This is a genomic window from Actinoallomurus liliacearum, from assembly GCF_039542035.1.
GTDB classification, from domain to species: domain Bacteria; phylum Actinomycetota; class Actinomycetes; order Streptosporangiales; family Streptosporangiaceae; genus Actinoallomurus; species Actinoallomurus liliacearum.
On record NZ_BAABHJ010000038.1, the window covers coordinates 22,718 to 44,170 of the forward strand.

25 protein-coding genes are annotated in these 21,453 nt (G+C 70.7%); 10 read left to right on the plus strand and 15 right to left on the minus strand.

Annotated features, from left to right (window positions below; translation table 11 throughout):
• Position 1: 1 nt before the first annotated feature.
• Together ABD978_RS37035 and ABD978_RS37040 are read right to left on the minus strand one after the other, a co-directional pair.
• The gene (locus tag ABD978_RS37035) at positions 2 to 2,128 is read right to left on the minus strand and encodes a prolyl oligopeptidase family serine peptidase (protein WP_345365093.1); all 2,127 of its coding nucleotides are present in this window, start codon (positions 2,126 to 2,128) and stop codon (positions 2 to 4) included.
• A 458-nt stretch (positions 2,129 to 2,586) separates the two neighbouring features.
• Positions 2,587 to 2,769 carry a hypothetical protein gene (locus tag ABD978_RS37040; RefSeq protein ID WP_345365095.1) on the minus strand — a complete coding sequence of 61 codons (183 nt, stop codon included), beginning with the start codon at positions 2,767 to 2,769 and terminating at the stop codon, positions 2,587 to 2,589.
• Between the two features lie 578 nt (positions 2,770 to 3,347).
• On the opposite strand from ABD978_RS37040, the gene ABD978_RS37045 reads away from it, so the two are divergent.
• The 5 genes from ABD978_RS37045 to ABD978_RS37065 all read left to right on the plus strand — a co-directional run bounded on the left by ABD978_RS37045 (position 3,348) and on the right by ABD978_RS37065 (position 6,845).
• Positions 3,348 to 4,151 (plus strand): hypothetical protein, encoded by an 804-nt coding sequence (locus ABD978_RS37045; protein ID WP_345365097.1) that lies wholly within the window; start codon positions 3,348 to 3,350, stop codon positions 4,149 to 4,151.
• A 52-nt stretch (positions 4,152 to 4,203) separates the two neighbouring features.
• Complete coding sequence (locus ABD978_RS37050) at positions 4,204 to 4,572, plus strand: DUF427 domain-containing protein (RefSeq protein ID WP_345365099.1); 369 nt, start codon at positions 4,204 to 4,206, stop codon at positions 4,570 to 4,572.
• A gap of 106 nt (positions 4,573 to 4,678) precedes the next feature.
• The gene (locus ABD978_RS37055; RefSeq protein WP_345365101.1) at positions 4,679 to 5,500 is read left to right on the plus strand and encodes an alpha/beta fold hydrolase; all 822 of its coding nucleotides are present in this window, start codon (positions 4,679 to 4,681) and stop codon (positions 5,498 to 5,500) included.
• 135 nt (positions 5,501 to 5,635) lie between these two features.
• Complete coding sequence (locus ABD978_RS37060) at positions 5,636 to 6,220, plus strand: PadR family transcriptional regulator (protein ID WP_345365103.1); 585 nt, start codon at positions 5,636 to 5,638, stop codon at positions 6,218 to 6,220.
• A complete protein-coding gene (locus ABD978_RS37065) occupies positions 6,207 to 6,845 on the plus strand; it encodes a GyrI-like domain-containing protein (protein ID WP_345365105.1) in 639 nt (212 codons plus the stop codon). Before ABD978_RS37060 ends, ABD978_RS37065 begins: the two co-directional genes overlap by 14 nt.
• 11 nt (positions 6,846 to 6,856) lie before the next feature.
• Here the strand turns inward: ABD978_RS37065 and ABD978_RS37070 are convergent, their stop codons facing one another.
• Together ABD978_RS37070 and ABD978_RS37075 are read right to left on the minus strand one after the other, a co-directional pair.
• Positions 6,857 to 7,432, minus strand: a complete 576-nt coding sequence (locus ABD978_RS37070) for a YceI family protein (RefSeq protein WP_345365107.1) — start codon at positions 7,430 to 7,432, stop codon at positions 6,857 to 6,859.
• A 201-nt stretch (positions 7,433 to 7,633) separates the two neighbouring features.
• A complete protein-coding gene (locus ABD978_RS37075) occupies positions 7,634 to 8,239 on the minus strand; it encodes a TetR/AcrR family transcriptional regulator (RefSeq protein ID WP_345365109.1) in 606 nt (201 codons plus the stop codon).
• Between the two features lie 68 nt (positions 8,240 to 8,307).
• Between ABD978_RS37075 and ABD978_RS37080 the strand changes: the two genes are divergently transcribed.
• Positions 8,308 to 8,844, plus strand: coding sequence for a hypothetical protein (locus ABD978_RS37080; RefSeq protein ID WP_345365111.1), 537 nt, complete (start codon positions 8,308 to 8,310; stop codon positions 8,842 to 8,844).
• Between the two features lie 139 nt (positions 8,845 to 8,983).
• Here the strand turns inward: ABD978_RS37080 and ABD978_RS37085 are convergent, their stop codons facing one another.
• From ABD978_RS37085 to ABD978_RS37095, 3 genes are all read right to left on the minus strand, one after another.
• Entirely contained in the window at positions 8,984 to 9,148 is a 165-nt protein-coding gene (locus tag ABD978_RS37085) for a hypothetical protein (protein WP_345365113.1), read from the minus strand.
• A 198-nt stretch (positions 9,149 to 9,346) separates the two neighbouring features.
• Entirely contained in the window at positions 9,347 to 9,589 is a 243-nt protein-coding gene (locus ABD978_RS37090) for a DUF397 domain-containing protein (protein WP_345365291.1), read from the minus strand.
• A complete protein-coding gene (locus ABD978_RS37095; protein WP_345365115.1) occupies positions 9,523 to 9,840 on the minus strand; it encodes a winged helix-turn-helix transcriptional regulator in 318 nt (105 codons plus the stop codon). The genes ABD978_RS37090 and ABD978_RS37095 overlap by 67 nt, the downstream gene beginning before the upstream one ends.
• Before the next feature lie 170 nt (positions 9,841 to 10,010).
• Between ABD978_RS37095 and ABD978_RS37100 the strand changes: the two genes are divergently transcribed.
• A complete protein-coding gene (locus ABD978_RS37100; protein WP_345365117.1) occupies positions 10,011 to 10,934 on the plus strand; it encodes an NAD(P)H-binding protein in 924 nt (307 codons plus the stop codon).
• A 219-nt stretch (positions 10,935 to 11,153) separates the two neighbouring features.
• On the opposite strand, the gene ABD978_RS37105 is transcribed toward ABD978_RS37100, so the two are convergent.
• Complete coding sequence (locus tag ABD978_RS37105) at positions 11,154 to 11,441, minus strand: DUF397 domain-containing protein (RefSeq protein ID WP_345365119.1); 288 nt, start codon at positions 11,439 to 11,441, stop codon at positions 11,154 to 11,156.
• The gene (locus tag ABD978_RS37110; RefSeq protein ID WP_345365121.1) at positions 11,354 to 12,226 is read right to left on the minus strand and encodes a helix-turn-helix domain-containing protein; all 873 of its coding nucleotides are present in this window, start codon (positions 12,224 to 12,226) and stop codon (positions 11,354 to 11,356) included. Before ABD978_RS37110 ends, ABD978_RS37105 begins: the two co-directional genes overlap by 88 nt.
• A 63-nt stretch (positions 12,227 to 12,289) precedes the next feature.
• Between ABD978_RS37110 and ABD978_RS37115 the strand changes: the two genes are divergently transcribed.
• Positions 12,290 to 12,574, plus strand: a complete 285-nt coding sequence (locus tag ABD978_RS37115; protein ID WP_345365123.1) for a hypothetical protein — start codon at positions 12,290 to 12,292, stop codon at positions 12,572 to 12,574.
• Here the strand turns inward: ABD978_RS37115 and ABD978_RS37120 are convergent, their stop codons facing one another.
• Positions 12,575 to 13,792 (minus strand): RNA polymerase sigma factor, encoded by a 1,218-nt coding sequence (locus ABD978_RS37120; RefSeq protein ID WP_345365125.1) that lies wholly within the window; start codon positions 13,790 to 13,792, stop codon positions 12,575 to 12,577.
• Positions 13,789 to 14,160: a YciI family protein gene (locus ABD978_RS37125; RefSeq protein ID WP_345365127.1), complete on the minus strand. Its 372-nt coding sequence runs from the start codon at positions 14,158 to 14,160 to the stop codon at positions 13,789 to 13,791. The genes ABD978_RS37120 and ABD978_RS37125 overlap by 4 nt, the downstream gene beginning before the upstream one ends.
• A 183-nt stretch (positions 14,161 to 14,343) precedes the next feature.
• On the opposite strand from ABD978_RS37125, the gene ABD978_RS37130 reads away from it, so the two are divergent.
• Entirely contained in the window at positions 14,344 to 15,837 is a 1,494-nt protein-coding gene (locus tag ABD978_RS37130) for an MFS transporter (protein ID WP_345365129.1), read from the plus strand.
• A gap of 275 nt (positions 15,838 to 16,112) precedes the next feature.
• Here ABD978_RS37130 and ABD978_RS37135 read toward each other — a convergent pair whose 3' ends face one another.
• From ABD978_RS37135 to ABD978_RS37145, 3 genes are all read right to left on the minus strand, one after another.
• Positions 16,113 to 16,889: an alpha/beta fold hydrolase gene (locus ABD978_RS37135; protein ID WP_345365131.1), complete on the minus strand. Its 777-nt coding sequence runs from the start codon at positions 16,887 to 16,889 to the stop codon at positions 16,113 to 16,115.
• A 118-nt stretch (positions 16,890 to 17,007) separates the two neighbouring features.
• Positions 17,008 to 17,577 (minus strand): YbhB/YbcL family Raf kinase inhibitor-like protein, encoded by a 570-nt coding sequence (locus tag ABD978_RS37140; RefSeq protein WP_345365133.1) that lies wholly within the window; start codon positions 17,575 to 17,577, stop codon positions 17,008 to 17,010.
• A 51-nt stretch (positions 17,578 to 17,628) separates the two neighbouring features.
• On the minus strand, positions 17,629 to 18,105 hold the full coding sequence (locus ABD978_RS37145) for a MarR family winged helix-turn-helix transcriptional regulator (RefSeq protein ID WP_345365135.1): 477 nt from the start codon (positions 18,103 to 18,105) through the stop codon (positions 17,629 to 17,631).
• A 110-nt stretch (positions 18,106 to 18,215) separates the two neighbouring features.
• Here ABD978_RS37145 and ABD978_RS37150 point away from each other — a divergent pair, with 110 nt between their 5' ends.
• The gene (locus tag ABD978_RS37150; RefSeq protein ID WP_345365137.1) at positions 18,216 to 19,682 is read left to right on the plus strand and encodes an MFS transporter; all 1,467 of its coding nucleotides are present in this window, start codon (positions 18,216 to 18,218) and stop codon (positions 19,680 to 19,682) included.
• Positions 19,683 to 19,988: 306 nt separating this feature from the next.
• Here ABD978_RS37150 and ABD978_RS37155 read toward each other — a convergent pair whose 3' ends face one another.
• Complete coding sequence (locus ABD978_RS37155) at positions 19,989 to 21,452, minus strand: glutamate synthase subunit beta (RefSeq protein ID WP_345365139.1); 1,464 nt, start codon at positions 21,450 to 21,452, stop codon at positions 19,989 to 19,991.
• Position 21,453: the final 1 nt, after the last annotated feature.

The window sequence follows — 21,453 nt, forward strand, 5'->3', positions numbered from 1 at the left end:
GTCAGTCCGGTTCGGCGGTGTCCTCGTACGGCCGGGTGGTCGGTCTCTTCGGTGACAGGCCGGTGTACTCCCCCGCGAACGCCAGCAGGTCCGCGGTGAGGGCGCGTTCCTTGCTCGCGGGAGAGGCCGCGTGGGCGGTGTCGGGTTCCCGGCGCATCAGGATCGGCCGGTCCCCGCTGGTGGCGTGCTGGAGGGCCGCGCACATCTTGGTGACGTGCGCCTCTCCGGTCTGCAGGTCGGTCACCGCCCCCGCGAGGAGGAACGCGGGATAGGGCGTGCCGGGAGTGACGTTGTGGTACGGCGAGTATCCGAGCAGCCAGCGCAGCTGGTCGGGCCGGGAGGCGGTGCCGAACTCCTCGGTCCAGGTGCGTCCCAGGCCGAAGCGCTCGTAGCGCACCATGTCGCACAGCGGCCCGGCCGCGATGACGGCGGCGTACAGGTCCGGTCGCCGCACGGCGGCGGCGGTGACCAGCAGTCCCCCGCCGGACTGGCCGTAGCTCACCAACTGGCCCGGCGTGGTCCGGCCGGTGCGGATGAGCCAGGCGGCGGCGTCGTTGAAGTCGCTGATCGCGCGGCGTTTGTACGGTCCGCGGCCGGCCTCGTGCCAGTGCCGGCCTCCTTCGCCGCCGCCGCGTACGCAGGCGACCGCGTAGGTGCCGCCGGCGGCGACCCAGGCGGCCGCCATGGGGAAGAACCACGGGCGCATCGGCATGCCGAAGCTGCCGTAGCCGTACAGGAGGGTGGGCCGGGGGCCCTCGTCCTCGCCGGCCGGGGTGAACAGGAACAGCGTGACCTCGGTGCCGTCGCGGGCCGGGTAGCGGACGCTGCGGCTGATGATCTCCGGGGCGGGTCCGGCCGTCGTGGCGCCGGTCTCCCGTTCCAGCGTCCCGCTCAGGGCGTCGTAGCGGTGGACGGCCGGGGGTGTGGCCGGGTCGCAGTAGCCGAACCAGGCGTGGCTGCCGTGCGGGAGGTTGGTGCGCAGCGACGACACGACGCCCGCGCCGGGAAGGGGCAGGCGGGTCAGTGGCCGGCCGCTCGCCAGGTCGTGCAGGGTCACGGTGGAGACGCCGTGGCGGGCGCGTGCGACCAGCAGGAGGGGACGCGGCAGTGCCGGGTCGTCCAGGACCAGGCACTCGTCGAGCGGGGCCTCGGGATCTTCGGGCACCAGCGTGCGCCAGGCGGCCGGGCCGGGATCGCGCGGGTCCGCCCGGCAGACCCGGCCGCACGGGGCCTGGTGGTCGGTGACCAGCAGCAGGTCGCCGTCCGCGAGGAACCTCGGGAGGACTCGGGCGGGTGTGGTGTTCCGGTTCACGATCCTGGTGAAACAGGGGGCCGCCGGATCGGCGAGTTCGGCCACGTACACGTCGTTGGGCGAGGCGGGCCCGGCCAGCGCGGTGATCGCCAGGTGCCGGCCGTCGGCGCCGACCGCGAGCCCGTAATAGTCGTCCGGGGCGTCGTCGCCGCCGAACACGACCGTGTCGGCCTGCCAGGGCGTGCCGATCCGATGCAGGCGCACCCGCCGCTGCAACCGCGTGTCGCCGTCGGCCAGTTCCTCGTCGGGAGCGCGGCTGACGTAGTAGAACGCATCCCCGCCCGGCAGCCAGGCGAGCGAGGTGTTGCGGGTACGGGGCAGCGGCCCGTCCACGGTCTCGCCGGTCCGCGCGTCCAGCACCGTGATCTCGTTGCCGGGCTGTTCGCCGACCTCCAGTTGGACGGCCACTCGTTCGCCCTCGCGCGAGGGCCACCAGGCGTACAGCCCGGTGTGGCCGGACGGGTCGATCCGCACCGGGTCGAGCAGCACCCGCCTGTTCCCGTCGGCGTCGACCACGAGCAGGCGCCGTTGCTCGTCCCCCGGCCGCTGCTCGGCGAAGAACCTGACCTGACCGCGCACCATCGGCGAGTCCGACACGCCGAAGGAGGACACCTCGTCCACCAGCGCCGCCCACGATCGCCGCTGGTCCCACCGGACGCGGCACGCGCGGAAGAGGCGGTCCTGAGCCGCGGCCCAGGTCCGTACGTCCACGTGGCGGCCGTCCTCCAGCCAGCGGTAGGGATCGGCGACCGGGATCCCGAACAGGTCCTCCACGAGGTCGTCGCGCCGGGCGACAGGGTAGAACGATCGCGTCACGAACGGCTCCCTCCGCCGGATCACCCCGCCTGACATGAGCGGAGGTACTGCGGTGACACCGCAGTACCTCGCCTCACTGAGTCAGGACTCACCGCGAAGAATGTCCTGCTGCCAGCCGCGTACGCCGCCGAAACGGGGCGCCGGACCGGTGGAGCTGTATGGCATGTAGCGACTCATGACAGCCTCCCGGATCCCTCCGATTTCGCCCGCAATGGGCGTTTATGCTGAACCCATCTCCGCACTCACGATCGATAAACGACCTTCCGGATAGATCCGCCTTAACCGCCAGACCACCGATATGTAAAGGCCGCCACCGGCGCGGGCCCGGACCGCTCATCGCGGCGAAGCCGACGGACGCTCCTACAACGAGAACCGGCCCCCGCTCGCGAGGGGCGGAGGCCGGTCACTTCCTCAGAGGCGGACTGATGTCACCGCCTCAGGACCTTCGGGACGAGTCCTCACGAGGACGGGGGCTTCTCACCGAAGACCCTGCGCTCCGCCCTGTCGAGGTCACCGTCCGTGTAGCTCCTCCGGACGTCGCCCGGCTTGGTCTTGTCCGGCCCGACCATGGAGAATGCGAGGTTGCTCACGACGGTGCGCAGAGCCTCGTCGTCGGACATTTCGTTGTCTCGTCGCGTCATGGTGGATCTCCTTTGTGTCTCGCGGCTTTAGGTGCCACTTAGAAGAGTCCCGTCCTGCCGGGCGGCTGCAACCGTCGGCCGTGAGAACACCGCGTGTTCGCGCCTGCACGGGCGTGGCCGCATCGAGACCTGGCAGCCGTTGACACGCCCAGTGGCCGGATCGATCCTGAGCGCAACCGGTCCGGAGGGGGTCCGCGCATGACGCCGTCGAAGATTCTCAAGGTGAGCCTGTCAACGGCGTTAAGCATCGCCAGCGCCGCCGTGGTCCTCGCGGCGTGTAAGCACGGTTCGTCGCCGGACACGTCATCGTCGACCTCGTCCTCGACCTCCTCGTCGGCGAGCCGGCCCGTGCCGAGCGCGCCGGGCAGCGGTTCCCTGACGCTGCCCGTGGGCTGCCGAAGCCCGCAGGGCGGTGACCCCGTTCCCCCGTACTGCCCGCCTACGGCCTCGATCCACACGTCGTCCAAGGGCATCTCGGGCTGGCCGACGGCCTCCAGCCCACCCGAGGAGACGCCCTGGTACTCCCCCGCGCCGCCTCGCCCATCCCCGGCGCCGGTCCCTGACGCGAGCCCTCAGCCGTGAGCGCGGACGAGCGGGAACCCCCACCGCACACCGCCCGGGGAATGGTCGGTTTCCTGTCGACGAACGCCGCCGTGGTCGGGGCGGTGATGTTCTACATGGGATGGGCCTACACGGACGCCTGGCTCGGGCACTTCAACGTGCGAGCGCTCGACGTGGACATCGGCTTCACCGAGTACGTCCTGCGCGGGCTGCACATCTTCTCCCCGGCCGTCATCGCCTTCGGCGCCGGCGTGCTGCTGGCGATGAACGCCGGTCTCGTCCGGGCGCCCGGCCGGGCCGACCGGAACGCGCTGCGCCGGATCGGGGTCGTCGCGACCGTCGCCGGCGTCCTCGGGTACCTGGTCGCCGGCAGCGTCAGCGTGCCGACGTACCCGGTGCTCGCCCTCCTCGGCGCCGGACCGCTGATGCTCGCGTGGTCCGCACGCGGTTCGGCGGACGGCCGGTACGCCTACTCGCTCGCACTGATCATCACGACGCTGTGCGGATTGTGGATGGCCTCGCTGTACGCGAGCGCCAGAGGCGCCGAGGCGGGGCGGCAGACGGCCCGCGAGCTGCAGAGCCGTACGGCGGCCGTCGTCTACAGCGCCCGCCCCCTGGCCCTGGCGGGACCGGGTGTCCAGGTCGAGCGATTACCGAAGGGCGCCGTCTTCGGGTACCGCTACAGCGGCCTGCGGGTACTGATCGCCCGTGGCGACCGCTACTACCTGCTGCCCGTCGAGTGGACCGGCAAGATCAGCGCCACGTACGTCCTGCACGAGGGCGACGACCTGCGCGTCGAGCTGTACTCCGGCACCCGCTGAGCGAAACGGCTCGGCCTGGACCGCGGCCGGAGATGTCTGATGGGATCGTGTCATGAACGCCAAAGGACATGAAATCGACGTCACATCCGCGTCGGACCAGGTCGTGGTGCGGATCAAGGACACCGTCGTGGCCACCTCCTCGCGGCCCGTGGTGCTGACCGAGACCGGCTGCCCCGCGCGGTACTACCTGCCGCCGGAGGACGTGAACATGGAGCTGCTCAGGCCGTCGTCGACGACGTCGCACTGCCCGTTCAAGGGGGACGCCGTCTACTGGTCGGTGCGGACGGACGACGGCACGGCCGAGGACGTGGTGTGGTCCTACCCGGAGCCGTTCCCGAGGGTCGAGCGGATCGCGGGCCTGCTCGCCTTCTGGGCCGAGCGGCCGGGCGTCACCCTGGAGGTCAACGGGCAGCCCGCGTAGCCGCCGTCGAAAAATCTTCAAGTTCGTCGCGGGCAGATGTCGATCCAGCGCCGGGCCGTTCGACGCCTCAGTGAAAGCGCGAAGACGGACCCCGAAGGAGCACGACATGACCGCCACCGCCACCGCCACCGCGGCCTCGACCGTCCTGTCGGCGGACGGCACGCCGATCGCTTTCGCCCGGGTCGGCCGGGGGCCCGCCGTGATCCTGGTCGACGGTGCCCTGTGCCACCGGGAGTTCGGCCCCATGGGCAAGCTCGCCGAGGAGCTGAAGAGCCGGTTCACCGTCTACACCTACGACCGGCGCGGCCGCGGCCAGAGCGGTGACGCCTCCTCCTACGACCCGGCGCGTGAGGTCGAGGACCTGGCGGCCCTGATCGAGGAGGCGGGTGGTTCCGCGCTCGTGGGCGGCGTCTCGTCCGGCGCCGCCCTGGCGCTGGAGGCCGCCCGCCGCGGCCTGCCGATCAGCCGGCTCGCCCTGTACGAGGCCCCGTTCATCGTCGACGACAGCAGGACGCCCGTGCCGGACGACTACGTGGCCGACCTGGAGCGGGCCATCGCCGCGGGCAGGCCCGGCGACGCGGTCCGGCGCTTCATGCGCGTCGTGGGAATGCCGGCCGTCATGGCGGCCCTGATGCGCTTCATGCCGGGCTGGTCGAAGCTGAAGAAGGTCGCTCACACGCTGCCGTACGACGCCTCGTTCGTGGACGAGTTCATGAAGGGCCGTCCGCTGCCCGCCGGCCGCTGGGCGTCGGTCGCCGTGCCGACGGTCGTGATCGACGGCGGCAAGAGCCCGGCCTGGATGCGCAACGCCAACGCCGCCCTCTCCGCCGCCATCCCCGGCTCGGCCCACCGGACCCTGCCGGGCCAGACCCACATGGTGAAGGCGGACGTCCTGGCCCCCGCGCTGGTGCGGCACTTCACCGCCTGAACTCCGCCTCGGCGTGGCGGTGTCGGCCGCGGACCGCTCCGCTCCTCCTGGACCACGCCCGGACGAGAAGTGATCACTTGGCCGGAGAGTCCGCGGCCGGCGTGGGGCTGATTATCCTAGTACTAGGATAAAAGTGTGGTCGCCGATCTGACACCCGCCGAGCTGACCCTGCTCGGCCTGCTCGTGGAGAAGCCGAGACACGGCTACGAACTGAACGAGGTCATCAGCGCGCGCGGCATGCGCGAGTGGACCGAGATCGGCTTCAGCTCGATCTACTACCTGCTGACCCGGCTTCGCGACCGTGGCCTGATCACCGAGGTCGACACGGCACGAGCCGCCCGGGGAAAGACCCGCCGGGTGTACGGGCCGACGGCCGAGGGGCGCCGGGCGTGCGCGCGGTCGGCCGAGGCGGCGCTGGCCGAACTCCAGGCGGTGTTCCCGCCTGTCCTGGTCGGCCTGGCCAACCAACCGGTCATCCCGCCCGAGCGCCTCCGGGCCGCGCTCGACAGGCGTGCCGCGGCCCTGACGGAGAAGATCGCCGCCATCGAAGCGGCCCGCGACGCCCAGCCCGACCTGCCCGGTTTCGTCCGTGCCACCTTCGACTACGCGCTGGGCCATCTGGCCGCCGAACAGCAGTGGCTGGCCGCCTACCGGGCGGCCGAACCCGGCGAACGATCTCCCGACGAGCCCAGGAAGGCAGACGGCCATGACCCGCTATGACGTCAAACGCGACCTCAAGCAGTGCTACGCGCCGAGGAACACCGACTGGGCGCTGGTCGACGTGCCTGCACAGCGGTTCATCGCCGTCGACGGTCACGGCGACCCCAACACCAGCGCCGACTACACCCGCGCCGTCGAGGCGCTGTACGCCGTCGCCTACACGATCAAGTTCACCAGCAAGAACGCCCTCGGCCGGGACTTCGTCGTCGGGCCGCTCGAAGGGCTGTGGTGGTCCGACCGCCCGGAGGTGTTCATCACCCGCGCCAAGGACGCCTGGCACTGGCGCATGCTCATCAGCCAGCCCGACTGGATCACCGACGACCTCATCGACGAGGCCAGGCAGGCCGCGCTGGCGAAGAAGGGTCTCCCCACGATCGCCCGGGTCCGCCGCGAGACCCTGACGGAGGGCACCAGCGCCCAGGTCCTGCACGTCGGACCGTACGACGACGAAGGACCCGTACTCGCCAGGCTCCATCACGAGTACCTCGCCGCCAACGACCTGCGGATGTCCGGGCACCACCACGAGATCTACCTCGGTGACCCCCGCCGAGCCGAGCCCGCCGAACTCAGGACCATTCTCCGGCAGCCCGTTCGGACGGGCTCGATGATCGTCAGTGCGCCGTAGCGCCCGGCGACTCAGCCGTCGGCCAGAACGGCCTGGATCTCCAGACCGATGTCGATCTCGTCACCGAGGACCAGGCGGTCTCCCTGGAGCGGGACGTTGAACTGAATGCCGAAGTCCGAGCGCAGGATGCGCGTGGAGGCGGTGAACCCGGCGCGCATCCCGCCCCACGGATCGACGCTGGTGCCGTGGAACTCGGTGAGCAGCCGTACGGGGTTGGTGATGCCGCGGATCGCCAGCTCGCCGTCCACGCCATAGCGTGGGTGCCGCGCGCGACGGCCGGTACGGGCCGAGGCCACGCCGGTCGTCGTGAAGGTCATGGTGGGATGACGCTCCACGTCCATGATCTCCGAAGACCGCACGTGAGCGTCGCGTTCGGCGTTGCGCGTGTCGATGGACGCGATGGCGATCTCGGCGGTCGCGGTGGACAGGAACGGGTCGTCGGCGATCGCGATGGTGCCGCCGAAGTCGGTGAAGCTTCCGCGCACCGTCGTCATGAGGTGCCGGATGCTGAAGGTGATCTCAGAATGGACCGGATCGATGGTCCAGGTCCCGGTGGTCAGGCCGGGTGGAGCGGCCGTTTCCGTCATGTCACTCCCCGATGGTTACGTTCCGCCCCCTAAGCACCAATCTAGTCGAATCGACAACACAAGGCACATTGAGCGCTATATCACCCAGGACGCCGACCTGCGCAAACCGTCCAGGACGGCCCGAGCAGCACCAGGCCCAGCCGGGCCGAGAGATCGCGACAAAATGATCTACGAATAGGCGCGTGGCGCCCGTTCGGCGGGTCAGCGGGTCTCGTCGGCGCCGATGATGATCTCGGCCAGGTAGGCGTCGAGTTGGGCGACCATGAGCTCCGGGGTCAGGTGGCCGGCCAGTCGCTGGATGGACAGACCGTCGACGACGGCGTGCAGGCGCCGGGCGAGGAGTTCGGTCGAGGCGATGTGCGGGGCCAGGAGGCCCTCGGCGTCCAGGCTCTCGATGACCCGAAGACAGAGACCGTACATGCCATCGAAGTGGGCGCGCTGGACCTCGGCCAGGCGCGGATCACTCAGGCCGAGCGCCAGGAAGGCGAACGCGACGGCGGCCTCGGCGTGACGCCGCGCGTCGACCGGCATGGTCTCCAGCAGCGTGTCGCGGACCGCCTGCTGAACGGTGCCGCTGTGCCGCATGTCGGTGATCCGGGTCGCGACCCGGTGTATCACCTGCTCGCAGGCGAAGGCCAGCAGCTCGGCGCGGGTGGTGAAGTAGTGCCGCAGCGTGCCCGACGACCAGCCGGCCTCGGCGGCGACCGAGCGGATCGAGACCTCGTTCACCCCGTCCCTGGCGATGACGCGGCCGACGGCGTCGGCGAGCTCCATCCGGCGCGCCTCGTGGTCCACGATCTTCGGCATGTCGTCATTATCGCACGATCGTGTTATTTTGTTTTTCATACGACCGTGTGAAAAAAAGCGAGGGTGTTGTGATCTTCCTGATCGTCGGATGCGAGGTCGGGTTCTGGGTGCTGCTGGTGACCGGGCTCGCGACCCGCTATCTCCTTCGCGCCCGGCGGCTCAGCAACGTCCTGCTGCTCAGTGTCCCGATGGTCGACGTCGTACTGCTCGCGGCCTCGGTCGTCGACCTCCGTAGCGGCGCGCCCGCCTCACCCGCGCACGGCCTGGCCGCGATCTACATCGGCGTCTCGCTCGCCTTCGGCCATCAGATGATCCGCTGGGCCGACCAGCGCTTCGCCCACCGCTTCGCAGGCGGCCCCGTCCCTGTGAAGGCGCCCAAGTCCGGGCACGCCCACGCCGCCTACGAACGCGGCCAATGGCTTCGCCACCTCCTCGCCTACGTCGTGGCGGCGGCGGTACTGGGCGTCTTCACGCTGCTCGTCGGTGACGTCCACCGCACCCTGAAGCCGTGGTCGGTGATGGTTCCCTGGGGACTCGTGCTCGCGATCGACTTCGTGATCTCCTTCAGCTACACCATCGCCCCACGCAGGCGACGAGGCATCTGACCTCTCGCGAACGGCCCACCCGCTGCCCGGATCACCGCGCCGCGTCCCATTGATGCCCGGCAGCCGCGCCGCCTTGCCGAGCCTTCCGTACGCCCCTCGCCCTGGCCGCTACGAAACAGCGACGGCCATCCACATCCGTTCAGGACGACTCCACCGCGTCGGGCAGGTAGTCCCGCCAGAACGGGACCGTCGCACGTGGTCGCCGCTCGGCGGTCCATCCGAGGTTCGGTGTCTCGGGCTCGAACTCCTGGCCGATGTAGTCGATCAGGTCGGTCCCGTAGTAGATGGTGTCCCAGCCACGCATCGACAGCACTGGACGTCCGAAGGAGCCTCGCCCGGCCGGCAGGAACCGGTGCGGTAGATCGGAACCATCTTCGGCACCTGCGCCAGCTTCGACCGCGCCGACTCCACGGTCTCCTCGGGAACGCCGGGGCGCTCTTCCCAGTCGCGCCGCCAGTGCCCGCGCCGTGATCACCAGCGCACGATAGCGCCCGACGACTCGTTACTCTCCGAGAACCTCGGCGTTCAACCGTGCAACCTCGATACAGTTACCGCCCTGATCACTACTGCGACCGCTCTTGCGCCACTGAGCGACCTCGACGCATGCGCCGCCTTGACCGCTGCTGCGGCTGCTCTTACTCCATTCGCCGCCGTCACTGCCAGTGACCTGCCCGTGGTCTATAGGTGCTCTTGGTCCCAGCGGCTGCGGGCGGCGGCGATGGCGTTCTTGTGGTCGCGGGACCAGTCGGCCAAGGCGAACACCATGTCTGCCAGGCTCTTGCCTGTCGGAGTGAGCCGGTAGTCGGTTTGCGGCGGGGTGGTCGGATAGACGGTCCGTTCGACCAGCCCGTCGCGGCACAGCCGTTTGGTCGTCAGCGTGAGCATCCGCTGCGAGATTCCCGGGATCGCCCGTTCCAGCTCCCGGAAGCGGCGCACCCCCTTGGACAACTCGACGAGGACCAGCACGGTCCATCGATCACCGAGTCGGTCGAGCACATCGCGTATCCCGCAGTCGTCATCGCCACAAGGTCCGGTGGGAATAGGGCCGTTGACCTGTGGGATTACCGCCGTGTTCGTGACTGACACGAGAGTGCCTCCTTACGGTGCCGCAGTCCGGCGCGGATGATCGTGGCGTTCCAACCTTCACCAACATCAAGGAGCATCGAATGATTCTCGTCACCGGCATCTCTGGCGGGCTCGGCAGCCTGATCTTCCGCGGTCTCTCCGGCGAGGATGGCCTTGACGTGGTCGGCGGCACCCGCTCGGGTGATGGGAGAACCGCGCGCCGGATCGACTTCGACGACCCGGTGTCGCTTGCCGACGGCTTTCGGGGCGTGGACGTTCTGGTGTTCGTCTCGGCCGGATACGCCGAGGACGACATCGTGCTCGCCCGCCATGGCGCCGTGGTGGACGCGGCCGAGGCCGCAGGCGTCCGGCATGTCATCTACACCAGCCTGGCGAGTTCGGGCGACCTGATGACGATCGCGCTGACGCACCGCTGGACCGAAGCGCGCCTCGCCGAGGCCTCGTTCGATGTGACGATCCTGCGCAACGGCCTCTACGCCGAGGTTCCGGTCGGGTTGGCCACGGCCGCCGCCGCGTCGGCCGCCGAGACCGGCGTCTTCGCCGCCGCGTTCGGCACGGGACGGGTGTCCGTCGTGGCGAAAAAGGACCTAGCCGAGGTCGCCGTCCGGGTCGCGGCGGAAATCCAGCACGACCTCGCCGCGGGCCGCCGCAACCGCCACGCGGGCAAAACCTACGAACTAGAGGGTGTCGAGGCGATCGGTGGTCAGGACATCGCCGAGGTGCTGAGCGACGCGCTGGACCGTCCGGTCGACTACCAGCCGATCTCCCTGTTCACCACGCGCGAGGCACTGGCCGGCAGCGGCCTGGAGCCATACCAGATCACCCACACGCTCTCGCTGTTCTCCAACCTCAACGCCGGATACCTCCAGGCCAACGGCACCGACCTGACCACGCTCCTGCCGACCAAGCCCCGCCTCGTTCGAGACCAGATCGTCCAGGCCGTCAAGGACGGCGGCTACCAGTCCCGGTCGGTGACCTCCCAGTCCGTCACCAACCGGACCTGACACCAGCAAGATGGGGCAGTGCGGAAGACACTGATCGAGAGGCAGCAAGACCCCCAGAAGCCCGCGCGTTCACGATGCGCACCACGCACGCATCCCCTGCTCTGCGAACCATTGCGCCCGGCCCATGCGGCCGGGCCCTTGCGTTGGTACGAATTCCAAAGAGACCATCATCCATCCAGATGAGCCGCTCCTTGAGAAGGAACCACACCTTACGGCTCCTCACTCGCCAACAAGGTCGGTGCCTACCCGCACGGACTCGTCGAGCGGAACAGCACCGGCGGCCGACAACCGTGCGACTTCCACACAGTCACCGCCTTGGCCGCTACTGCGGGTGCTCTTGCGCCACTGAGCGACCTCGACGCACTGGCCGCCTTGACCGCTGCTGCGGCTGCTCTTACGCCACTGGACCTCGCCGCTCATCACTCTCCGATCAGGTCTGCCAACATCCGGACAGAGTCGTCGGGCGGGAGCGCGCAGGCGCGCAGAAGGTCCAAAGCGATGCGACATTTCGCAATCTCCTCCGGAAGCCCGGTGATATGCCCGCCGCCGAAGGCTTCAGCGTAAACCAGCATCGTCTCGTCGGGGAGAGTGAACAAGGTCATCGGTCCGCTGGTTCCGGGATGCGCGCCGGCCGCGAACGGCAGCACCTGAAGCATGACGTGCGAGAACTCTGAGGCGTGCACCAGCCGTGCGAGTTGGTCGCGCATCACGTCAACGCCTCCGAAGGGGCGGCGGAGCACGGCCTCGTCGAGGACGACCCACATGAACGGCGGGTCGTTGCGTGTGAGGATCTCCTGGCGGCTCATGCGGGCGGCGACGTGCTTCTCGATCTCTTCGTCGGTGTCGCGGGGCCGCCCCGCGCGCAGTTGGGCGCGGGCGTAGTCCTCGGTCTGGAGGAGGCCCGGGACGGCCTGGGGCTCGTACTTCAGCATCTCGGTGGCTTCGGACTCGACTTCGACGAAGGGGCGGAACCACTCCAGGTAGGAGTGCTTGATGATGCGCTTCCAGAGGCGGGTGAGGGCGCCGTTGGTGTTCAGGACCTGGTCGCAGGCCTTGATGAACTCGATGCGGGGTGCGCGCCTGCCCGTCTCGACCATCGCGATCATGGACGGGGACAGGTGGATCGCGCGGCCCAGGCGTTCCTGGGTGAGGCCGGCCTGTTCGCGGTAGAAGCGCAGCTCGTCGCCCCAGTAGGCGAGCGCCGTGGTACCCGGGACGGTGGCCGTGGCCGGCTTGCCGGAGGTCTTCGATGTCACTACAGGGCTCCTCACCTGGCGCGACGTCGCTTTCACGGTCCCTTCACCGTGGATGCGAATGGCTACTCGGCGTAAGTATGCAACGACAGACTGTGCAGCATGACGAAGATTTCCACATCCACCGGCCTTGAGCAGGAGGTGGCGGAGCTCGCCACCGAAGAGGCTCCCCGGCGCTTCGCGCTGTGCTGGGTCGACGCCGAGCAGGACGACGGCGGTGTCCTGTGCTGGGGCATCCAGCTCCGCCACGGCGACGCCCTGGTCTGCCGGGGCTCCGGAGGCTGGTTCGGGCAGTTCGAGGACGCCGAGACGGCCCGGCGCGTCTTCGCCCGTACGCGGACGGTCACGCTGGTCTGGATCGACGCTCCGGAACCGACCGCCGACTGATCAGAGCCGGGTTCTCAGCCGGCCGGCGCGGGACTCCAGGTAGCGCTGCTCGGCGAGGCTGGCGGTGGCCTTGGCGGCGCGCCGGTAGTGCTCGTACGCCCCGGCCAGGTCGCCGGTCTGCTCCAGCAGGTGCGCCCGTACGGACAGCAGCCGGTGATGCCCGGCCATCCGCTCGTCACCGTCCAGTGTGGCCAGCAGGGCCAGCCCGGCCTGCGGGCCCTCGATCTCGGCGAGCGCGATCGCCCGGTTGAGGGTGACCATCGGGTTGGGCGCGATCCGTTCCAGGATCAGGTAGAGGGCGTGCACCTGCGGCCAGTCGGTCTCCTCGGCCGTGGCCGCGTCGGCGTGCGTGGCGGCGATGGCCGCCTGGAGCTGGTAGGGCCCCAGCGCCGGACCGGCCAGCGACGCCTTGACCAGTTCGGTGCCCTCGTCGATCAGCCCGCGGTCCCATGTGGTGCGGTCCTGCTCGTCCAGCGGCACCAGGTCGCCGGCCGCCGTCGTACGGGCCTCCCGGCGGGCGTGGGTCAGCAGCATCAGCGCGAGCAGCCCGGTCACCTCCCCGTCCTCGGGAAGCTGCGCGTGCACCATCCTGGTCAGCCGGATCGCCTCGCGCGCGAGGTCGGCGCGGTGCAGCTCGCCGCCCGAGGAGGCGGTGTAGCCCTCGTTGAAGATCAGGTAGAGCACGTGCAGGACGACCCGTAGCCGCTCCTCGCGCTCCGCGCCCTCCGGCAGGGTGAACGAGCTTCCGGCGGCCTTGATGCGCTGCTTGGCCCGGCTGATCCTGGCCGCCATCGTGGCCTCCGGCACCAGGAACGCGCGGGCGATCTCGGCGGTGGTCAGGCCGCCGACCGCCCGCAGCGTCAGGGCGGTCTGGGAGGCCGCGGTCAGCGTCGGATGGCAGCACAGGAACAGCAGGACGAGCGTGTCGTCGGTGTCCGGTACGTCCTCGGGCACCACCTCGGTGGCCGTCGCCGACTCCCGCTCGCGGCGCGCGTGGTCACTGCGCATCTGGTCGATGAGCCGCCGGGACGCGACGGTCAGCAGCCAGCCGCGCGGGTTGTCCGGCACCCCCTCGGCCGGCCACTGCACGCTGGCGGCGAGGACGGCCTCCTGCACGGCGTCCTCACATCCTTCGAACTGCCCGTGCCGGCGTACCAACGTGCCGAGGACCTGCGGCGTGAGCTCACGCAGCAGGTCCTCGAAGGGTGGGACCGTCATGCCTCCAATTGTCCGTCAGCGAACATCACCTGGCGCACCTCGATCCCCAGACCCTCGATCGCGGCGTCCGGGATCTGCGCGGCCAGCTCGATCGCCCGCTCCTTGTTCTCGCAGTCGATCAGGTAGAAGCCGCCCAGGTACTCCTTGGCCTCCAGGAACGGTCCGTCGGTCACGACCGGCTGGCCGTTGCGCACGGACACCACGGCGGCCTGGGACGGGTCGACCAGCGCCTGCGTGGTGATCAGTTCGCCGGACTCCTTCAGCGCCTCGATGAACCTGCCGTGCCCCTCGCCGATCGCCGCCTTCTCCTCGTCGGTCAGCGCGTCCAGCACGGCCGGGTTGATGTGCATGCTGATCAGGAACTTCATCTCGTACTCCTCGTGGTTCGCGAGCCCCGGTCGGGCCCTTCGACCGGTTGGTCGGAGCCACCGCCGTCGTCTTGACATCCCCCGCCGGAACTTTTCCGTGGATTCTCCCCCGCGCCGATGTCAAGAAGCCCCCGGCTGCTCCGACCAAGCGGCGAAACGTCGAAGAACAGGGGGTTTTCGGATATGCGAGTCAACCGGGCATGGCTGGGGCTGGCGGTCCTCACACTGCCGACACTGCTCGTCGCGATGGACAGCACGGCGTTGCTCCTCGCGCTCCCACGGCTGAGCGCCGACCTGGGCGCCACCAACGTCGAGCAGTTGTGGATCAGCGACGGTTACGGGTTCACGGTGGCCGGCCTGGTCATCACGATGGGTACGCTCGGCGACCGGATCGGCCGCCGGCGGCTGCTGATGATCGGCGGAGCGGCGTTCGCGGCGCTGTCGGTCGTGGCCGCCTTCGCGGCCGACCCGCTGATGCTGATCGTCGCGCGTGCGTTGCTGGGCGTCGCCGGCGCGACCCTGGCCCCGTCCACACTCGCCTTGATCACCAACTTGTTCCGCGACGACCGGCAGCGCGGGAAGGCCATCGCGATCTGGGCGACCTGCCAGTTCACCGGCGGCGCGCTCGGGCCCGTGTTCGCCGGGTTCCTGCTCCAGTACTTCTGGTGGGGCTCGGTGTTCCTGATCGCCGTGCCGGCGATGGCGGTGCTGCTTCTGGCCGGGCCGGTCCTGCTGCCGGAGTTCCGCAGCGACCGGGCCGGGCGGCTGGACCCGGCCAGTGTCGGGCTGTCGCTGGTGGCGGTGCTCCTGATGGTCTACGGCATCAAGCAGCTGGCCGTCGAGGGCGTGGGAGTCGTGCCGGCGGTGGCCCTCGTCGTCGGCGCGGCCGTCGGGTCCCTCTTCGTCCGTCGGCAGCTGCGGCTGGAGACGCCACTGCTGGACCTGCGGCTGTTCCGCAACCGCCCGTTCACGGCCGTGATCGTCGCGCTGGTGTTCGCCGGGATCGCCATGGCCGGTACGGGTCTGCTGGTGACCCAGTATCTGCAGAGCGTGCTCGGCCACTCGCCGTTCGTTTCGGCGGTGCTGTTCGCGCCGATGGGCCTGGGCGTGGCGGTCGGCACCATGACCGCGCCGGCGCTGGCCCGCCGGATGAGCCAGACCACCGCGATCGCCGGCGGGCTGGTGGCGTCGGCGCTGGGCGGCCTGCTGCTGGTCGCCGTCGACGGCGCGGGCGCCCTGCCGCTGGTGATGATCGGCATCACCGTACTGGCGCTGGGCACCGGCCCGCTGTTCGCGCTGGGCACCGGGCTGGTCGTCGGGTCCGTGCCGCCGGAGCGCGCCGGCTCGGCCGCGTCGATGTCGGAGACCGGCAACTACCTCGGCGGTTCGCTCGGCTTCGGGCTGCTCGGGGTGCTGGCCGCGGTGGTCTACCGCGGCCGGATGCACGGCACGTCCGACTCGCTCGCCGGCGCGGTCGCCGCGAGCGGGCGTCTCCCCGCCGGCCAGGGCGCGGAACTGCTGCACGACGCGCGGGCGGCGTTCGCCGCGAGCCTGCACGTCACCGGCGTCGTCGCCGCGGTCATCTTCGCCGCGTCGGCCATACTGGTCCTGACCATGCGCCCGGCGACCCGGACCGCCCCGACCGCGCTCCCCGACTACGAGGCGGCCGGCTCATAGGCCCCTGCCGAGGCCGCCGTCGGTGAACGACGGAGCCGCGCCGATCCGGTCCCGGACCGGCGCGGAACACGGGTTTCCGCCGTCGGCGATGCGGCTGAGCCGGAAGTCATGCGCAAGCCTCGGAGAATGCCGCGTGAGCGGTCCAGGTCGTGGCGGTTCGTCGCCTTCATGAGCCGGAACGCAGGGCGTTCGCCGAGCATTCGGTACGGGCGGTGCGCGTGTCGGGCGACGCCTCCGCGACGAACGAGGGACACGCCTGGTCTCCGGCGTGTCCCTCAGGCCCGCTCAGAGGAGTGCTCGGCGAGGAATGTCGTCATCGCGGTGGCGAACTCCGGTCCGGTGAGCGCGCTCCAGTGGTCGCCGGGTACTCGGGTGTGTCGCGCGTCGGGCAGGACCGCGGCGAGCGCGTCGGCGGAGGCGTGGTCGTGGTCCCGGTCGCCCACCGCCACCAGTGTGGGGGTTTCGACCTGCCGCAACGCCTCGTCGGGTGTTGCGACCAGTGAGTCCAGGACCCGCAGGAGTGCACGCGGGTCACCGCCGAGCCGGGTCACCCAGTACGCGGCTTCGGCGTCAGGCGATCCGGGTTCGATGTCGTCACCGTTGGCGAGGGCGGTCAGCACGCGGCGGTGCGTGCCGCCGCGCGACGTGTCGCGCACCGCGGCGAGTCCTTGACCGGCCACGATCGCACGGGCCGGCCGGGCGCCCCGGACCAGCATGCGCAGCACGATCCGCGCGCCCAGCGAGTAGCCGCCGAGGTCGTAGTCGTCGAGTCCGAGCCGATCGATCAGTGCGAGGCCGTCGTCGGTGAGCACGTCGGGCGGGTAGCGGGCCGGATCGTGCGGTCGGGCGCTGTCACCGTGGCCGCGCAGGTCCGGGAGGATGACGCGGTGGCCGTGCTCGGCGAGGGCCGCGGCGGGGCCGTGGTCGAGCCATTGCGTCCCCGTCGCGAGGAAGCCGTGGAGCAGCACCAGCGGGCGGCCCTCCCCCGTCTCGCGGTAGGCCAGTTCCAGGCCGTCCCGGCCGGCGAATCGACGCACGCGTGAATCGTTCATGTCGCGGTTCCCTCGGCGTTCTCTGTTCGGCGGTTCCGGGACGGCCGGTCGTGGGACCGTGAGGTTCCGGCCGGCGCACGCCACTGTGGCGGGCGCACGCCGCTGTGGCGGGCGCGCGTCAGGTGCGCTGGTAGAAGCCGTCGAGACGGCCACGGGCGAGGACGTCACCGGCGGCTGCCAGTACGTCGCGCGGCTTGGCGGACTCCAGGGCGCGGCTCGAGGACGTGGTGACCGGCGTGGCCAGCGCGAAGAGCTGGAACACATAGCGGTGCGGGCCGTGGCTCTTCGGGGGCGCCGGTCCGAAGTAGCCGCTGCCGATGCCCGAGCGCAGGACGCGCACGCCGTCGGAGGGGCTCCCCGCGCCGAGCGCCCCGTGGGCGAGACCGGTGACCGAAGGGTCGAGCAAGGCCACGCAGTGCACGAACGGCATGGGCGTGGGGGCGTCGGGATCCTCGACGACCAGCAGCAGTTGCGCCGTCCCCCCTGGCGCGGAAGACCACGTCAGAGCCGGCGACAGGTCCTCGCCACCGACCCGGGTCGAGGCGTGCACGGCGGGGATGGCGCCCTCGTTGCCGAAGTCGGGACTGCTCAGCGCCAGCGTCTGTTCGCCGGCCAGGTTCGGGGAGTTCCAGGCGAGGCCCGCGTGCCCGGCCCGTCGTCGCTTGGGCAGCTCGCCGCTCTTCGTCATTCGGTTCCTCCGTGGGAACGATGGGGGTGCGCCGGTCGGCGGCACCGGCGGTCAGCCCGCGTCGGTCTTCCCGCGCAGCCGGGCGAGCTCGTCGGCGGCGCTGCGCTGGGAGCGCTCGATGAATCGCAGCAGCGCCTCCAGCTCGTCCGGGCCGAAGACCTCGAGGTCCTCGTGGGCGCGGGCGGTGAGTCCGGTGTAGTAGGCCGCGATGCGGGCCAGCCCGTCACCGGTCGGTTCGATCAGGACCCGGCGCCGGTCCTGGGGGTCGTTGGTCCGCTTGATACAGCCGGCGGCGTCGAGCCGGTCGATCATCCGCGATACCGCCCCCGGCGTCAGGCCGACGTGGCGAGCCAACTCGGCGGCGGTGGCGGGCCCCCGCTGGTTCAGCACGTGCAGGCAGTCCAGGTCGCTGGCGGTGACGCCCATCCGTTCGGCGATCAGCCGGTTGAGCTGCGAGATGGCGTTGACCCAGCTCGGCAGGGCGGCCAGCACCCGGTCCTCGGCCGCACGCCGCGACGCATTTCCCATACCGACGACCTCCTCCTTTTGCTTCCGGCAACCTATCCGATTATGGTGCGTCACTCAACTATTGCGTCACACACTTAGTGTGCGACGCACCATCTTCGAATGGGGTGGCCATGCCAGACGCGATCAGCGGACGTACCCGCACGATCGCCCTGACGGTCGTACTGCTCGCGGCCTTCATGGACTTGATGGACGTCACGATCCTCAACGTGATGCTGCCGACGATCGGGACCGACCTGCACGCCGGTCCCGCGGCACTGGAGTGGGCGCTGTCCGGCTACACGCTGGCGCTGACCGTCGGCCTGATCAGCGGCGCCCGGCTGGGTGACCTGCTCGGGCACAAGCGGGTGTTCGTCGCCGGTGTCGCCGGGTTCACCGCCGCGTCCGCGGCGTGCTCGCTGTCGACCGGGCCCTGGACGCTGGTCGCGGCCCGGGTCGTTCAGGGGCTGTTCGCCGCGGCGATGATTCCGCAGGTGCTCTCACAGATCCAGCTGCTGTACCGGGTGGAGGAGCGCGGTCCGGCGATGGCCGCCTACTCCGCCCTGTCGGGGATCGCCGCCACGGCCGGCCCGATCCTGGGCCCGGCGCTCCTCGACTGGAACCTCGCCGGCCAGAGCTGGCGGCTGGTGTTCTGGGTGAACGTTCCCGTCGGCGCGGCGGCGGCGATCGCAGCGGCCAGACTCCTCCCCGACCAGCGCGGCGGCGGCCACGGCCGGCCGGACCTGCCGGGCGTCCTGATCGCCGCCGCCGGGCTGACCCTGGTGGTCTACCCGCTCATCGCGGCGTCCGCCGGCAGCGGATGGCCGACCTGGGCCTACCCTGTCATCCTCGCCGGCCTCCTGGTGCTCACCGGGTTCTGCGTCCTGCAACGCCGCACCGCCGCTCGCGGAGGCCGGCCGCTGATCGACCTCAGCGTCCTCACGAAGCGCTCACTGGCCGGCGGACTAGCGGTTCAACTGCTGTTCCTCGTGCCCATCATGGGGTTCTTCCTCACGATCATGCAGTTCCTGCAGCGCGGACTCGGGATGAGCCCGTTGCACGCCGGGCTGACCCTGCTGCCCTGGTCGGTGACGGTCACCGTGTTCGCGGGACTGTCCGCCGCGGTCCTTCTGCCCAGGATCGGCAGGCTCACCGTGCAGCTCGGTCTGGTCCTGACCGCCGCGGGCCTGGCGCTGCTGGCCCTCGTCGCGGCGAACGCCGACGGCCACACGGGAACACTCGACCTGCTGCCCGGCATCCTTCTCGGCGCCGCCGGCATGGGCCTGGTCGTCGCCCCGATCGCCCAGCTCACCCTCGCCGACGTCGCACCCGCACAGGTCGGAACGGGCTCCGGGCTGTTCAACACCGTCAGCCAACTCGGCGCGTGCCTCGGCGTCGCCATCCTCGGCACCGTCTTCTTCAACCGGCTTCACGACCCCGCCGGTACCGGCGGCCCCGCCGACACCTACGGCCACGCCTTCGGCCGAACCCTCTGGATGAGCGTCGGCCTGCTCGCGGCCGCCCTCGTGATCAGCTTCGCCCTCCCCCGTCGCCCCGCACCGGCGCCCGCCCCGCGCCGGCCCGAGGAACAGCCGGCCTGACACGCCCCGGGCCTCCTTCGAGGCGATTCGTCCGGCCTAGTCGGCTGACTCTCGTGCGCGAGGCTCGGTAAGCGCCGCCACGGCCGCCTGATTTCTGCCGCTTGGCGGCCTTCATCGGCCGCCATGCGCCGCGTTCGCCGAGCACTCGGTACGGGCGGTGGCGTGTCGGCCGACGCCGCCACAACGAACGAGAGGCACGCCCGGTCTCGGGCGTGCCTCTCAGGTTCGGCCGGTCGGACCAGCGGGCCGGGCAGAAGGCCGGCCGGCCGGGCCGGCGGACTGTCAGCCGGTCAGACCGGCGGGCGATCAGACGAGCGGGCGGGCGGTGGGCGGGATCGGGGCCGGCAGGGCCGAGTGGCCGGTCAGCCACTTGTCCACGGCCGCCGCGGCCGAACGGCCCTCGGCGATGGCCCAGACGATCAGCGACTGGCCGCGGCCCATGTCACCGGCGACGAACACGCCGTCGACGGAGGTGGCGTACGACGCGTCGCGGACGACGTTGCCGCGCTGGTCCAGGTCGGCGCCGAGCTGCTCGAGCAGGCCCTCGCGCTGCGGGCCGAGGAAGCCCATCGCCAGGGTGACGAGCTCGGCCGGAATCTCCCGCTCGGTGCCCTCGATGGGCTCGAAGCCGGTCTCCGGGCCGCGTACGTCCACGACGCGCAGCGCCTTGACGCGGCCGTTCTCGTCGCCGATGAACTCGAGCGTGTTCGCCGCGTACGCGCGCTCGCCGCCGAGGTCGACCAGCTCCTCGTGGGCCGACTCCATCTTGAACAGCATCGGGTACGTCGGCCACGGCTGGCTGCCGGGCCGGGTCTCCGGCGGGCGCGGCATGATCTCCAGCTGGGTGATCGACGCGGCGCCCTGGCGGACGGCGGTGCCGATGCAGTCCGCGCCGGTGTCGCCGCCGCCGATGACGACGACGTGCTTGCCCTTGGCGGAGATCGGCGTGTCGGCGATGTCGCCCTCCTGGACCTTGTTGGCCGGGGGGAGGTACTCCATCGCCTGGTGGATCCCGTCGAGCTCGCGGCCGGGCACCTTGAGGTCGCGCCACGCGGTGGCGCCGCCGGCGAGGACCACGGCGTCGTACGAGGCGCGCAGCTCCTCGGCGGTGACGTCCTCGCCGATGTTCACCGAGCAGCGGAAGTCGGTGCCCTCGGCGCGCATCTGGGCCAGGCGGCGGTCCAGGTGCGCCTTCTCCATCTTGAACTCGGGGATGCCGTACCGCAGCAGCCCGCCGGGGCGGTCCGCCCGCTCGTACACGACGACGTCGTGGCCGGCGCGGGTGAGCTGCTGGGCGGCGGCCAGCCCGGCCGGGCCGGAGCCGACGACCGCGACCTTCTTGCCGGTCCGGACGGCCGGCGGCTGCGGCGTGACCCAGCCCTCGGCGAACGCCCGGTCGATGATCTCCACCTCGACCCGCTTGATCGCCACCGGGTCGGAGTTGATGCCCAGGACGCAGGCGGACTCGCACGGCGCCGGGCACAGCCGCCCGGTGAACTCCGGGAAGTTGTTCGTGGCGTGCAGCCGCTCGATGGCGTTCCGCCACTCGTCGCGGTGGACGAGGTCGTTCCACTCGGGGATGAGGTTCCCGAGCGGGCAGCCGTTGTGGCAGAACGGGACCCCGCAGTCCATGCAGCGGGACGCCTGCTTCTCCAGGGAGTCCTTGGAGAAGTCCTCGTACACCTCGCGCCAGTCGCGGATCCGAACGTCGACGGGGCGACGCTTCGGGAGCTCCCGCGGATGGGTCATGAAGCCCTTCGGATCAGCCATG